10 protein-coding genes and 1 other RNA gene are annotated in these 14,301 nt (G+C 64.2%); 4 read left to right on the top strand and 7 right to left on the bottom strand.

Annotated features, from left to right (window positions below; all coding sequences use genetic code 11):
• The first annotated feature begins 67 nt into the window (after positions 1–67).
• The 3 genes from ligA (at position 68) to ffs (ending at position 3,933) form a co-directional block, all read left to right on the top strand.
• Positions 68–2,422 (top strand): NAD-dependent DNA ligase LigA, encoded by a 2,355-nt coding sequence (gene ligA / locus ACPRTJ_RS01655; RefSeq protein ID WP_426427893.1) that lies wholly within the window; start codon positions 68–70, stop codon positions 2,420–2,422.
• Positions 2,423–2,581: 159 nt separating this feature from the next.
• Complete coding sequence (locus tag ACPRTJ_RS01650) at positions 2,582–3,739, top strand: zinc-binding metallopeptidase family protein (RefSeq protein WP_213607228.1); 1,158 nt, start codon at positions 2,582–2,584, stop codon at positions 3,737–3,739.
• Between the two features lie 97 nt (positions 3,740–3,836).
• Positions 3,837–3,933, top strand: an RNA gene (ffs, locus tag ACPRTJ_RS01645) — signal recognition particle sRNA small type.
• A 156-nt stretch (positions 3,934–4,089) separates the two neighbouring features.
• Here ffs and ACPRTJ_RS01640 read toward each other — a convergent pair.
• Complete coding sequence (locus tag ACPRTJ_RS01640; protein ID WP_043862364.1) at positions 4,090–4,416, bottom strand: hypothetical protein; 327 nt, start codon at positions 4,414–4,416, stop codon at positions 4,090–4,092.
• Positions 4,417–4,778: 362 nt separating this feature from the next.
• Between ACPRTJ_RS01640 and ACPRTJ_RS01635 the strand changes: the two genes are divergently transcribed.
• Positions 4,779–5,111 (top strand): hypothetical protein, encoded by a 333-nt coding sequence (locus ACPRTJ_RS01635; RefSeq protein ID WP_043862365.1) that lies wholly within the window; start codon positions 4,779–4,781, stop codon positions 5,109–5,111.
• Positions 5,112–5,164: 53 nt separating this feature from the next.
• Here the strand turns inward: ACPRTJ_RS01635 and ACPRTJ_RS01630 are convergent, their stop codons facing one another.
• The 6 genes from ACPRTJ_RS01630 to bcsZ are packed head-to-tail and all read right to left on the bottom strand — an operon-like array spanning position 5,165 to position 14,299.
• Complete coding sequence (locus ACPRTJ_RS01630; protein WP_426427890.1) at positions 5,165–6,328, bottom strand: alginate O-acetyltransferase AlgX-related protein; 1,164 nt, start codon at positions 6,326–6,328, stop codon at positions 5,165–5,167.
• Positions 6,328–7,743 carry an MBOAT family O-acyltransferase gene (locus ACPRTJ_RS01625; protein WP_426427888.1) on the bottom strand — a complete coding sequence of 472 codons (1,416 nt, stop codon included), beginning with the start codon at positions 7,741–7,743 and terminating at the stop codon, positions 6,328–6,330. Before ACPRTJ_RS01625 ends, ACPRTJ_RS01630 begins: the two co-directional genes overlap by 1 nt.
• A gap of 18 nt (positions 7,744–7,761) precedes the next feature.
• Positions 7,762–8,433: an alginate O-acetyltransferase AlgF gene (locus ACPRTJ_RS01620; protein ID WP_278929569.1), complete on the bottom strand. Its 672-nt coding sequence runs from the start codon at positions 8,431–8,433 to the stop codon at positions 7,762–7,764.
• Complete coding sequence (locus ACPRTJ_RS01615) at positions 8,430–9,089, bottom strand: SGNH/GDSL hydrolase family protein (protein ID WP_426427886.1); 660 nt, start codon at positions 9,087–9,089, stop codon at positions 8,430–8,432. Before ACPRTJ_RS01615 ends, ACPRTJ_RS01620 begins: the two co-directional genes overlap by 4 nt.
• A gap of 18 nt (positions 9,090–9,107) precedes the next feature.
• Positions 9,108–13,085: a cellulose synthase subunit BcsC-related outer membrane protein gene (locus ACPRTJ_RS01610; protein WP_426427884.1), complete on the bottom strand. Its 3,978-nt coding sequence runs from the start codon at positions 13,083–13,085 to the stop codon at positions 9,108–9,110.
• The gene (bcsZ, locus tag ACPRTJ_RS01605) at positions 13,061–14,299 is read right to left on the bottom strand and encodes a cellulose synthase complex periplasmic endoglucanase BcsZ (RefSeq protein WP_210014529.1); all 1,239 of its coding nucleotides are present in this window, start codon (positions 14,297–14,299) and stop codon (positions 13,061–13,063) included. The genes ACPRTJ_RS01610 and bcsZ overlap by 25 nt, the downstream gene beginning before the upstream one ends.
• Positions 14,300–14,301: the final 2 nt, after the last annotated feature.

The raw sequence follows: 14,301 nt of genomic DNA, 5'->3' as shown, positions 1-14,301 counted from the left end.
CAGCCCCAGGAATAAAACGCCAAGAGCAGCCCCGAGCTGCTCTTTTGCTTTGCTAGAGACGACACACATGACCGCCGAAACCCGCATCCTCGAATTGCGCGCCGAATTGCTCGAGCACAACCGTCGTTATTATCAAGATGATGAACCGAGCATCTCGGATGCTGAGTACGATCAGCTTTTTATCGAACTCAAGACTCTGGAGGCGAAACATCCGGAGTTTTTCAGTGAGAGCTCGCCGACGCAAACAGTCGGTGCCGCGGTGCTACCAGGATTCAAGCAGGTCACGCACAGCGTACCGATGCTAAGCATTCAAAGCGTTTTTGATGAGTCACAGGTGCGTGATTTTGATCGCCGTGTACGAGGCGGGATTAGCCAACTCCCAACCGACCTTTTCGCAAGCGCAGCCGTAGTTGAGTACGCCTGCGAGCCTAAATTGGACGGTTTGGCGGTGAGCTTAGTGTACATAGATGGCGTGTTGGCTAGTGCCGGAACTAGAGGTGATGGCACTACTGGGGAGGACGTGCTGGCAAATGTGCGCACTATAAATTCAATTCCCCACAGGCTAACAGGAACAGGTTGGCCTAGCCCTCTTGAGGTGCGGGGGGAGGTTTATATGACCAAGCTCGGTCTCGAACGTCTCAACTCTGCGCAGGAGGAAATAGGGAAAAAAACCTTTGCGAATCCAAGAAATGCTGCCGCGGGTAGTCTGAGGCAGCTTGACTCGAGGATTACAAAGAGACGTCCGCTGGAGTTTTGTTCCTATGGAGTACCAGGTGGGCACAATGAGATGCCGGATACGCACGCAGCAATTTTGGAGCAATTGCGCCAATGGGGCTTTCCCATTAGCGAAGAGCTCGAGGTTGTACAAGGCATTGATGCCTGTTTGGCGTACCACAAGAGTATTGGGGAGCGTCGTGATGACCTTGCATACGATATCGACGGTGTTGTCTACAAAGTAAACAGTATCGCCGATCAGCAGCAGCTTGGGTTTCGTTCGCGCGAGCCGCGTTGGGCACTCGCGCACAAGTATCCACCGATGGAGCGCGAGACAGTAGTTGTCGGGGTCGATTTTCAGGTTGGTCGAACGGGTGCTGTGACACCTGTTGCTAGGTTGAAGCCAGTGCAGGTTGCAGGGGTTGTTGTGTCTAATGCGACGCTCCACAACATGGGAGAAATTTTTCGTTTGGGTCTAATGGTCGGCGATACGGTATCGATACGGCGCGCCGGAGATGTTATTCCCCAAGTTGTAAAGGTCATAACCGAGAAACGCCCAGCAGACGCTGAGGAAATACCCGTACCGAAAGCTTGCCCCATTTGCGGGTCGCTCGTAGAGCCGACACAGCTCAAAAAGAGAGCAAAGGGACGTGTCAGCATGACTGACGGAGCGGTTTATCGCTGCACGGGACGATTGGCGTGTGCTGCTCAGCTTAAGCAAGCCATTGTTCATTTTGTATCCAGACGCGCCATGGACATCGAGGGCCTGGGTGAGAAGAGCGTCGAGCAATTGGTGGATGAAGGGCTGATTGCCTCGCCGGCAGACCTGTACCGCTTGAAATTCGAAGACATCGTCGACCTCGAAGGCTTTGCCGAGGTGTCCAGCAACAAGCTGCTGGCTGCCATTGCCGACAGCAAGCGCCCGAGCCTGGCACGCTTCATCTACGCCCTTGGCATCCCCGATGTGGGCGAGGAGACCGCCAAGGTGCTGGCGCGCTCGCTGGGCTCGTTGCAGCGCGTGATGGTGGCGTTGCCGCAGGTGCTGACCTACCTGCCGGATATCGGCCTGGAAGTGGCTCACGAGATCCACAACTTCTTCGAGGACGAGCATAACCGCAGCGTCATCGCGCAACTGCTCGAGAACGGCCTGCAGTTGCAGGAGGAGGGCGAGCTGGCCGCCGAGTTCGCGGCCAGTACGACCCTGGCCGGGTTGATCGCCAAGCTCGACATCCCTTCTGTCGGCCCGACGGGTGCCGAGAAGCTGGTGGCCAAGCTGCAAAGCCTTGAGCGCATCATTGCCGCCGACGGCATCGACCTGCGCCAGGCGCTGGCAGCCAAGCAGGCTGATGCGGTGCGCGAGTTCTTCCTGGTCGAGGCCAACCAGGCACTGGCGCGCAGCGTCGAGGCGCAACTGCGCGAGTTCGGCATGCACTGGGAGAGCGAGAAGAAGGTTGCCCAGGGCTTGCCGCTGGCGGGGCAGACCTGGGTGCTGACCGGTTCGCTGGAGCGCATGAGCCGGGATGTCGCCAAGGACAAGCTGGAGAGCCTGGGGGCCAAGGTGGCGGGGTCTGTTTCGGCCAAGACCCACTGCGTGGTGGCGGGCCCGGGGGCAGGCTCCAAGTTGGCCAAGGCCATTGAGCTGGGGCTCAGGGTGTTGGATGAGGATGCGTTCGTGGCGTTTCTGTCGGAGCAGGGCATAGCGGTGTAGCGGTCACGCGGCCCGCTTCTGCCCGAAGGGCGTGGGAGCGGGCTTGACCCGCGATCGAGCGCGAAGCGCTCGCAACACCTGAGCGCACGGTGCGTCAGGCACACCGCAAGCGCTGTCACGCACATGGTGTAGGCTAGGCTCCAGCCAGGAGGTGGCCCCATGTACCCATTCTTCGAACAGCTCGTCGCCCGTATCGCCGCACCCTTCGTCAGCCAGGCACGCCGCAGCACGCGCGTGTGGCAATGCGAGTGCGGACAGTCCGTGTTCTTTCGCAACAGCCAATGCCTGGCCTGCCAGGCGTCCCTGGGCTACTGGCCCGATACCCACCATGTCGGCACCTTGCTGCCGGCGGCTGTGGACGGCCAGTGGTACCTGGACGGCCAGCCAGAACTCGGCCCGCTCAAGCGTTGCGCCAACCTCGACACCCCGGCTTGCTGCAACTGGCTGCTGGCTGCCGACGACCCCGAAGCGTTCTGCCTGGCCTGTCGCCTCAACCGCACCATCCCCGACCTGTCGTTCACCGAAAACCACCTGCGCTGGCGCAAGCTGGAAACCGCCAAGCGCCGCCTGATTGCGCAACTGCTGCACCTGGGGTTGCCGGTCACGCCCAAGCAAGGCGCAGCCGGCGAGGGCATCGCCTTCGACTTCATCGGCATCGACATTGCCGGCAATCCCCCCACCACCGGCCACGCTGGCGGCCTGATCACCCTGGATATCCGCGAAGCCGACGACGACTGGCGCGAGCAGGTGCGCGTGCAGCTTCAGGAGCCCTACCGGACCGTGCTGGGCCACCTGCGCCACGAGATCGGGCATTACTACTGGGACCGTCTGGTGGCCAGCAGCGCCTGGCTGCAGGACTTCCGCCGCCTGTTCGGCGACGAGCGCGCCAGCTACGCCCAGGCCATGGAGCGCCACTACCAGCAAGGTGCTCCGCTGGACTGGGCCGTCGCCCACGTCAGCGCCTATGCCACCATGCACCCCTGGGAGGACTGGGCCGAAACCTGGGCGCACTACCTGCACATGACCGATGCGGTGGACACCGCCCTTGCGCTGGGCATGGACGCCTCGGTGATGGACCTGGACTATCCGCCGTTCGATGCCCGCAGCTTGTACCAGCCCGAGCACCCTGGGGCGCCTGCGTTCCTGGCGTTCATCAATGCCTGGGTGGAGCTGTCGGCGATGCTCAACGAGCTGTCACGCAGCATGGGCCAGACCGACTTCTACCCGTTCGTGCTGAGTGCGCCGGTGGTGGCCAAGCTGCACTTCATTCACTGCGTGATCCAGGGCGATGCCCCGGCGGCAGTCACAAGTCCTTGAGCCAGAGTGGTTTTTTCACGGTACAGAGGTTGTAACTTCGCGTCAGACCGGTACAATGGCCCCGCTCGCTGCCAGGCGAGCATCGTTATGGTGACCCCATCGGTCCCCCCGCAACGATTACCCGTAAACCTGGTCAGGCCCGGAAGGGAGCAGCCACAGCGGGAACATCGTGTGCCGGGGTGTGGCTGGTGGGGTTGCCTCCATAACGCAAGCCCTTGTCTGCCAGGGGCCGCCTCTATCCAGTTCCCTTTCCCCCGAATACGCATGCAGTGCACTGCTTTCCCTTCGCGCGCACGAAAAATGCCTGCGACCGGATCACTGTCGCAGACACTTCACTCTCTTCAGCGCTATCAGCAGGGCTCGTAAATGAACGCCTTGTAATCGCCACCCTCCCGGTAGATATAGCGCCCGATACATTCAATGTTGGCTATCTGTGCAACGTAGGTAATACGGTCCGGTTTGAATTCCCGTGCCGCGGTGAGCAGAACTTTGGACAGGTCTCTTTTGACGTTTGTCACATGTTGCTCGTTGGTCTGGCTGAAATCATCATACTCGATGGCCCAGACGGTATTCACACCAGCCAACTTCTTCCATTGTTGTTCTGCCAGGAAGTTGTTGAAGTTGTCTCGTTCCGATTCCTTGTTGGTGAGGTCCAGCGAAAGCAATACCCTGATCATTGAGTCATTCCTTTGTGCGGTGCGCTAAGGGACGACGCTGCCCGCTGGCAGCGCCCGGCGGGCATGATTGCAGAAGCGCAGCGCTCGCTTCAAGACGCTGTAATTGCGCCGAAACGGCACGCCTTTGAATGTTTCTGTTTATTTTAAAGTGCCTGAAAGCCCTTTGTTCCATAAAAAGACTTTATAGCTCGTGTTTCTTTGCGTAGTAACTTTCCTACATGGCCTTGGCTAAGTTGTTTAGTTGATGTTTTTTGGTAAATTCTTGAATTATTTTAACTCTCAGGTGATGGCCATTTAGCATTGATGGATGAAAAGCGAGTGACTAGGTTGCAAGGGAATTTCACTGCTTATGGGAGCCCACCATGACCCTCTGCCTGTTGTCCCTCGACCTGTCCAATACCGGCGAAGTTCAGCGCGTGGCCTTTTGCAAGGTGCTCAAGGACGATAACTGGAAGCGATTTCGCAATGCCGACGCCACCTGGGAGAAGTCATACGAACTGGCCTACGACGCTCTTGTCGAAAAGCGCGTCAAGACCCTGCTCGAAGCTGCCGCCAATATGGCGGGTATCGAAGAACTGAGGTTCGTGGTGCAAGCCGGCGAGCAGGAGGGCTGGTGTTGCCAGCTGGAGAAGATCCACGGCATCTACCACTTCACCACGTTCGATTCAGCGGCAGATCTGAAAAAGCTTGCCTGAGCAGTCGCCAGCGCCCGCTGCGCCGTGTCAACGCGCGCAGCGGGCGTGGTGCGTCATGGCTTGAGGGGCAGCTGCACGTCACCCGCATAGGGCGTCTGCAGGTCGCGCTCGGGTATCTCCCAGATCACCAGCTGTGGCGGCGTCTGCCTGAACGCCGGGCTGTCGAAGTAGGCCTTGGCGGCTCCGGAGAATTCGCCGCCGTCCTTGGCGAAGTTGCCCACAGGCGCCGACAGCGCACGTTGCAGAAAGCCGACAAAGCTCGAGTTGCGCGAAAACGAGGTGCCGATCAGCGCGACATTCGGCAGGTTGTCGTCGCCGAACAGGTCATCGAGGTTGTCGCCCGCATCGCTGACGGCCTCGGCCCGCTCGGTGATGACCGTTGGCGCCACCTGTTCCTGCGGCGGCTGCAAGGCCACTGGCAGCCAATCGATGCCGGCCAGCCGCACCAGGTCCCCGGGGCGCGGTGCCAGAGGCTCCTGGCGGGTGTCGAAGGTCTTGCTGGGGGTGGCGCTCAAGCCCATGCCCTTGACCTGCTCGGCAATGGCCTGGGCAGCGGCCTGGGCGCCGGCTTCGCTCCAGTGGGTATCGGTACGCAGGAACGCACTGGCGCCCAGCGGCTGCAGGTTGGCAGTCAGGTCCAGGGTGGTCACGCCGGCCGCCTGGAGTTTCTGCGCCCACTGCTGGATGCGCGCCTGCGAGGCCGTGGGGCGAGTCAACCCGCACAGCTCGCTGGCGGCGATACGGCTCTTGTCCGGCACCACGCTCACCAGCAGGCGGATACCCCGTTGCTGCAAGCTGCGTTGCAGGGCGATCACCGCATCGGCCTTGGCCTGGGCGTTGTCGGCCGCGTGCCGGTCGAGCTTGAGTTCATCGCTCAGAAACAGCCACTGCGTGCAGCCCGGCCGCACCCGCGGCCCGGTGTCGCCCAGCAGCAGCCAACTGCCGGCCCGTTCCAGGTCGGCGGCCTCGCTCGGCAGCGGCGCCTTGGCCAGCTCCTTGGCAATGCGGTGGGTGATTTCGCCGTGCAGCACCTGGCCATTGGACAGGTGCTTGTCGGGCATCAGCTCGAGCTTGCCGCTGGCCACCAGCCAGCCACACGACAGCAGGCCGGCACCCAGGAACAGCGCCAGGGTGACGCCGGCGATCGGGCTGGTGCGCAGGGCCAGTGCACTGGGGGGCGTGGGCGCTGTACTGGGAGGAGGTGTCTTCATCGTCATCAGAACTGGAAGTACAGGAAGGGGACCGAATCACGGCTGGCGATCAACGCGAACGACAGCACGAAGCCGGCCACGGGCCACAGGGCAGCGGCATGCACGAACCACGCGCGGCTGGCGAAGCGGTGCTCGGCGCGTGTCTGCCAGATCGGCAGGATGATGCACGCCACGCCCAGCAACGCCGCCAGACCGTGCACCGGGCGTACGGTGGCTGCCAGTGCCTCGCCCAGGGCAAAGCCGTGCAGGCCGAACTGGCCGGCGTACATCGACAGCGCCGTATGAAAGTCCGGGGCGCGGAACAGCGTCCAGGCCAGGCACACGAACAGCAGCGTCAGGGTGTGCGACAGCACCTTGGGGATCGCCGGCAGGCTGGAACGGCTCCAGGCCCGGTCGACGCACAGCGCGATACCGTGGGCCGAGCCCCACAGCAGGTAGTTCCAGCTGTCCCCGCCATGCCACAGGCCGGCAATGGCCATGGTCAGGAACAGGTTGCGGTAGGTGTTCCAGGTGCCGTGACGGTTGCCGCCCAGGGCGATGTACAGGTAGTCGCGCAGCCAGCTCGACAGCGACAGGTGCCAGCGCCGCCAGAAGTCCTGGATGCTGCTGGCCAGGTACGGCCGGTTGAAGTTCTCGGGAAAGTGGAAGCCCAGCATCAGGCCCAGGCCGATGGCCATGCAGCTGTAGCCGGCAAAGTCGAAGAACAGTTGCAGCGAATACGCCAGGCAGCCCAGCCACGCGTCCAGGAACGACGGGTTGTCCAGGTGGAAGGCCACGTCCACCAGCGGCGACAGGGTATCGGCCACCAGCACCTTCATGCACATGCCGATCATGAAGCGGCGCGCGCCCAGCGAGAAGTTCTGCCAGTTGAAGTAGCGCTGGTTGAGCTCGCGGCGTACCCAGTCGTAGCGGATGATCGGGCCGGCGATCGAGTGGCCGAACATCGAGATGTAGGTGGCGAAGTTCACGAAACTGCGCTCTACCGGCACGGTATGGCGGTGCACATCCACCAGGTAGGAAATCGCCTGCAGCACGATGAACGACAGTCCCGCTGGCAACGCCACCCGCTGCCACTCCATCGGCAATGCACCGTAATAGGTGATCAGCTCGTTGTAGTTGGCGGCCAGGATGTTGGCGTACTTGTACCAGCACAGCACCAGCGTATTGAACACGATCAGCGAGGCCAGCAGGCGTATGCGCCCGCGCGAGTCCTCATGGCTGCGGTTCACCAGCAGCCCGCCAACCCACGCGACCACGGTCAGCGCCATGTGCAGCAGCAGGAACAGCGGGCTCAGCCAGCCATAGAACAGCCAGCTGCCGACCAGCAGTACGCCGTTGCGCCAGGCCGGACGGCTCAGCGCGTACACCAGCATGAAGATCGGCAAAAACAGCGTCAGGAACTCGAGTGAGGCGAATACCATGGTGGTGAAGACGTCCGATCAGTTGGAGAGCGTGTCCGTGACGGGCACAAGCTGCGGGCCGCTCGCCGTGGGCAGCAGCAATACGCTGTAGCGCTCGCCGGCCTTGAGTTCGCCCAGGTCCACCGGGCCGCCGACGTTGGCATTGGCGCACACCAGTTGCACCGACAGCTTCACCGGGTTGATCGATCTACGCTGCACGCTGGCCTCTGGCGCGTCCTTGAACAGGTCCGCCGTGCGCCCGGCAGGGCGCAGGCTTGCGCCCTGGCAGGAAGGGTCGAGGTTGACGAAGGCCAGCGAAGCCTTCAGCGCATTGAAGTCGTCGGGTTGCTCGCGTACCACGCGTTGCCGGATGCCGCTGGCGTCCTGCAGGGCGACTACCGTGGCGAATTCGCCAGGAGCAACGCTCAGCTGCAGGGCCGAGCGCTGGCCGTCACGGCTGAGGGTGCCCTTGATGGCCTTGTTGGCCGGTACCGGCAGGTACGCCGACACCGGTTTGGCCGCGTCCAGCTGCAGGCTGGCCTTGGAGCCGTCCGCCACCAGTTGCAGGGTGCCGGGGGCCGCATTGACGAAGCGCAAGAACGCCGAGTCTTCGCTGGGGCCGGTGGGGTACAGCGCGATCTCGGCCTGGGCCAGGCCCGCGCCGAGGGCGGCGGGCAGGGCCAGCAGTACAGCGTGCAGGGCGCGCTTCATTTCTTGATGCTCGTCACGACCGGCGCCTTGACGATCTCTTCGCTGATCTTCTTGCTCCAGGCCAGGTAGCCCGGGGCGGTCAAATGCTGACCGTCGACCGTGGCCCACTCGCCTTGCTTGGAGAATTTGAGCGAGTCGACGTAGTCGCACGGTGCCACGTTGGCGGCGAGGAACTTGGAGGTCAGTTCGACGCGGGCGTAGGTCTTGCCGTACTTGCCGCCTTCGGTTCCCCAGTTGGGGCCGACCCATACGCACTTGGCCCCGGTGTTGGCGATTTCCTTGGCAAAGCTGGTGGTCTGCTGCCACAGCCAGGCCTTGGGGAAGGCCGGTTTGGTGTAGCTGGCCATGGTGTCGCCCATCACCACGACCACCAGGTCCGGCTTGTCGGCCTTGATCAGGTCGCCGATCGGCCGGGTGGCCGCCTTGCTGCCCAGTACCACGGGCTTCTCGGTGCCACGGCGCTCGGAACCGCCGCAGGTGCCAGGGGTGGCTTTGAGCCAGTCGCCGGCATTGGCGCCGCAGATACCCAGCGAGTGCACCTGGGCACCTTGCTGCACGAGGTTGTCGTGCAGGCTCTTGATCAGGTAATCGGGGGTCGCCAGGTGGCTGTCGCCGATCATCAGAATGGTCAGGCCTGCGAGAAGTGAACTAGCCATGGTTGATACTCCTGCAAATCAATTCGAATAAGGGGAACGGTACGGGTTGACGGGCAACGGCATGGCGCCGCGGCCGTCGTCGAACAGGTAGCGCAGGTACAGGCCACCGGTCCATTGCTGGTAGTCGCGGGCGTTGTCCACACCCAGGGTGCCGCCGAAGAAGAACCCATCGCCCAGCCGGTATTCGCCACTGGCGCCCAGCGAGTAGCCGATGCCGGTCTTGCTCTGCGAGGCATAGGTGGTGCGCAGGGTCGTACCGTCCGTGGCAAAGGCCTGGGAAATTCGTTCCAGCGCCGCTTGTGACTGCCTGTCGCGGAAGTACGGTGCGCTGTCCTGCTCGATGTGCTGCATGCCCACCGAACCCTGCACCTGGTAGCTGAAGTTCGGTCCCCGCTGCGCCCAACTGACCGGCACACCGATGGAGAAGAAGTTCTGCGGGCTGAAGTAGCCGCCGTGGCCGTAGGTGAAGAAGCTCTGGTTGTTCGCGTAATGCGCCCCGGACACGCTCAGGCCAGCGGTAAGGCGTTCATCCTGATTGTTGAGCAGGTACCAGTAGATGCCGCTGCCCAGTTCACTGCGGGTGTTGGACTCCACGTCGTGACCCAGCAGCTTGTGCCAGGAACCATAGCCGTACATGCCGTAGGTCTGATTGTCATAACCCAGCTGCAGACGACCACCGTTGGAGGTTACGCCACCCCATTGCAGGTCGGTGCGCTTGTCGCGGGCTCCGGCGAAGGAGGTCAGGCTGTCGGTGACCGAGCGCCGGGACAGGTTGAGGTTGTAGCGCCAGTTGCTGCCTTCTGCAAAGGGGCGATCCAGGCTGATGCCGCCCACGGCGGTGTTGTACAGGAAGCCTACCGGGCTCACGCCCAGGTCTGCCTTGAGGCCCTGCGACGGGTTCTCGTAGGCTACGGCCACGCCTACGCCGCTGTCCTTCTGCGAGCCGGGGCTGTCGATGTAGAAGTCCTCTGCTTCTGCAAGCAGGTCGGGTAGCGGCATGGCGAGTATGTTCCTGGCCATTTCGCTGGTGATCCCGCCAAAGCGCGAATTGGCGCTCAGCTCGTTTTTCACCCCCCCTGCGTTCAGCGACACTGGCGTGATGCGCAGGGCCAGTCGATCGTCGTTCCACGGCACGCTGATCTCCAGCGGCGCCTCCACATCGGTAATCTTGCCCAGCCCCGATTCGCTGTCGTTACCGCGGAAAGTGACACCCTGCTTGATTTGCGGGCTGCGCGCCTCGCGAATCGTATCCAGCTCGGTCTGCAGCGCGGCGCGCGGGTCGACCGGTGCCGGCGTGGCGAGCTGCGGCGTGGCCTGGCTGGCCGTGCGCAGGCCAGGTTCGCTGTCGCGACTGGCCAGCAGCACCGGTGCGTCGAACGCCTCGTTGGCGCGGCTGCTGACCTGGGTCTGTGCCGGCTCGGGAATCTCGGCCAGCACCGTTTCGCTCAGGCGCGACTGCTTGCGCTGGCCCGGCTGGCCGACGAAGGGGTTGACGGCAATCGCCTGGCCGAAGGGGTTGAGCACGTTCTGCTCCGGCGGCGCCTGCAAGGCCAGGGCCTGGGCATACAGCTGCTCGGCCTTGGCCAGCTTGCCGCGGCCACGGTAATAGCCGGCAGCACTGGTGAGAATCTGCGGGTTCTGCGGGGCCAGTTGCAGGGCCTTTTCAACGGCGCGCTCGGCCTTGTCGGCATCGCCGGCCTGTACGAAGGCCTGGGCGGCGCCCATCTGCACGTCGGCATTGTCCGGGTACTGGCGCAGCAGCGGGGTGAACAGCTCCACCGCCTTGGCCGGGTTGCGGTTGTCCAGGTACATGCGCGCCAGCGACGACACTGCCTGCGGGTCTTGCGGGCGTTGCGCCAGGGCCGGGGCGAGGGTGTCGTAGGCGGCCACCAGGTCGCCCTTTTCACGCAGCAGGTCGGCCTGGCGCACGGTGTACTGGAACACCAGGTCGTCGTAGCTGCGCTGGTCGCCGGCCTGCAGTGGCTGGCTGCGCAGCTCGCGCAGAATCTGGTTCACCTGCACGTCGTCGCCGGCCTTGAGCAGTGCGCCGGCATAGGCCAGGCGCAGGGACGGGGAGGGCGTGCTGCTCTGGGCAATGGCGGTGCGCAGCATGCCCAGCGCATGTTCGGTCTGGCCGATATCGATATAGGTCGCGGCCAGCGCCGAGAGCATGCCGGGGTTGTTGGCCGCTGCCGGTTCGGCGCGTTGCAGCAGCTTCATGGCCTGTTGGCGCTGGCCCTGTTTGGCCAGGTCTGCCGCCTGGCGGGTCAGCAGGTGCAGTTCGATCTCTTCGGCCAGGGTGTGCATGGCGGCGCTGCGCTGGGCCGCGGGCACCTGCGCCAGGCTGCGCTGGGCCGACTGCCACTCGCCCAGGCGGCTGGAGAACAGCGCGCTGGCATACAGCGCCTCGGCCCGCTGCGGGTTGGCCTTGAGCATCTCGTCGATGGTCTGGCGCGCCTTGCCGGAGGCATCGCTCTTGAGGTAGACCTGCGCCAGGTCGTAACGCGCCCACACGTTCTGCGGGTCGTTGCGCACGGCCTCTTCCAGCGCCTTGCGAGCGCCGGCCAGGTCGCCACTGCGCTCGGCGTCGCGGGCCTGGCCTACGGCGATGGCCGCGCGCAGCACGCGCAGGTCGCCCAGGCGTTCGCGCTGGGCATCGCTGAGCCCGTCGATCAGGCGCTGGCTTTCGCCCAGCTTGCCGTTCTGCGCCAGCACGCTGACCAGCCCGCGCAGCGCATCGGGGTTGCCGGCATCCAGGCTCAGGGCCTGGCGATAGGTGGTTTCGGCGCTGTCGAACTGACCCTGGGCGGCCTGCAGGTCGGCCAGGCTGACAGGCCCCTGCACCTGGCGCGGGTTCATCGCGATGGCGCGTTGCAGCAGCTCGCGGGCGTCTTGCGGATTGCCGGCGTCGCGGGCGGCATTGGCCTGGTCCAGCAGCACCCAGTAGCGGTTGCCTTGCAGGGCGCTCTGCCAGCGGCTGCTGTTGCCACGGCTGATGGCCTGCTTGAACAGTGCATCGGCGTCGCCCAGGCGGCCCTGGCGCTGGCGCACGATGCCCAGCCCGCCGAGGGCGTCGGCATCCTGCGCCTGCTCGCGCAAACGGGCCTGGAACGACTGCTCGGCCTGGGGCAGGTCGTTGGCGTCCAGCGCCTTGAAGCCACGCACCAGGTGGCTGTTCTGGCGTTGGACGGCGCTGGCCTGGCTGGCACGGGCACCGCTCTTGAGCTGGTTGCGGATCTCTTCGTCGTCCGGGTAGGCCTTGAGGTAGGCATCGAACAACGGCACCTCGGCGGGGCGCGGCGCACCCAGCCAGGACAGGCCCTGGCGCCAGCCCTCGATCGATTCACTGCCGATCACCGGGTCGTTGGCATAGGACGCCAGCCGGCGAATGCCCTCCACCCGGGTGCTTTCGTTGCGCAGCAGCAGCTTGGCCAGGTTGAGCTTGATCTTGGGGTTGTCCGGCGACTGGCCCTGCAGGCGCTCCAGGCCCTGGCGCGCTTCCTGCCAGCCGGTGGCGGTGTAGCCCAGGTAGCTGTAGAACTCCAGGCCCAGTTCGCCCTGGGGTGCACTGCCACTGAACAGCGTGCGGTATGCCGCCACAGCCTGATCCAGCTCGCCCGATTCGGCGAGTTGGCGGGCCTGCTCCAGTTGCGCGGTGTTATCGGCGCTGTGCAGGGCGATCTCCTGTTGCAGCAACAGGGTCTGACGCTCGCCGGGGTGCGCCTGCCTGAGCTGGTCGAGGTAGCGCTTGGCGCCCTGCGGGCGATTGCCATCAAGCTCCAGCAGGCCAAGGCCGTACAACGCGTCGGCCTGCTGCGGATCGATCAGCAGCAGCTTGCGCCATGCCTCGGTGGCGCGGGTGATGTCTTTGCGGGCCTGCCAGTATTGACCCTGTTCCAGCAGGACCTTGCCGTTCTCGCTGAGCTCGGCAAAGCTGCTGTTGTGGATCAGGGCGGCAAGCACCCCAATGGCTAGGGTTTGGCGGCGCGAGGGCATGAAGTCTCCCAGAGTGGTTGCAGCTTCCCGTCGTCGAGGAAGTGGTAACGATCATCCATGAAGCCGAGGGCGAACAGGCTCAGCACGAAGTCGTAGTAAGGGGGTTGTCTGGCCTGCAGCGCTTCGGGGCTCAGGCTTTTGCTCATCAGCTGGTCGACACGGGCACGCTGCTGTTCCTGCAGCCAGGGTTGCTGGCGCGCCTTGAAATACGGCAGCAGGGCGGCAGAAAAGCCGAACGGGCCATCGCCGCTGCTGGTGTTGGCCTGCACCTGCACTTTCTCTGGCGGTACGCCGTGGGTCGCGACACTGCGCGCCATGCCGTCGAGGCTGTCGAGGATCGGCTTGGCCAGTGGGTCCTTGGCCGGGGTCATGCCGGCCCACAGGTAGGTGCGGATGGCGTCGTAGCTGCCGGTTTCGCCCTTGACCGGGTCGATCACGAACAGGCCCTTGTCCGGGCCGGTGGCACGGTAGCCCACCCAGTCGGCCACATAGCCGTTGTGGCTCACGCCCTTGATCAGGCTGGCGGTGCTGCGGGCGATCTGGCTCCACGGCCCCTTGGGGTCGACCACCGCCAGGCGTCGCAGCACCGGCACCGGCAGGTAGCTGGGGTTGAGCTGCCAGAAGTGATCGGGCTTGGCAAAGCCCTCCACGCCGGGCAGCAGCATCATGCCCAGGCCCGGCAGCTCGGCCACTTCGCGGGCCTTGATATTGGCCAGCAGCTGGGCAGCCTGGGCGTTGTAGGCCGGGGTGTTCCACAGCCGCGCGGCCTCGCTCAGCGCGTAGGCGAACCACAGGTCGGCGTCCGAGGCCGAGTTGTGGTCCAGCAGGCGCCACTGGCCCTTGTCGTCCAGGCCCCAGATCCACCCCGGCAGGTTCTGCTTGATGTCGCCACCGGCAAGGTTGTTGCTGGCCCACAGCCAGAGCTTGTCGAAGCTGGCCTGGTCGTTGGCCACCAGGGCAAAGAACATCGCGTAGGACTGGCCTTCGGACGAGCTGTGCTGCTGCGGCGTGCTGGCATCGAGCACGCGCCCGTCGGGCTGCACGAAGTGCTGGCGAAACACCTGCCACAACGGCCAGGGGTCGGCCTGGCAGCTGTTGGCCTGGCTCACGCCGGGCAGCAGCAGGGTAAGGGCGCTGGCGCCCAGCAGGCGGCGCAGCAGCGAGCGCGAACGCCTGGCGGGCAACGGTGCGGTGTGTCCGGTTGGCAGAGGCATGC

The sequence above is a fragment of the Pseudomonas palmensis genome (assembly GCF_049942755.1).
Classification (GTDB): domain Bacteria; phylum Pseudomonadota; class Gammaproteobacteria; order Pseudomonadales; family Pseudomonadaceae; genus Aquipseudomonas; species Aquipseudomonas palmensis.
The sequence above is the reverse complement of the archived record's forward strand: the minus strand, read 5'-3'. Positions and strand labels throughout refer to the sequence as shown.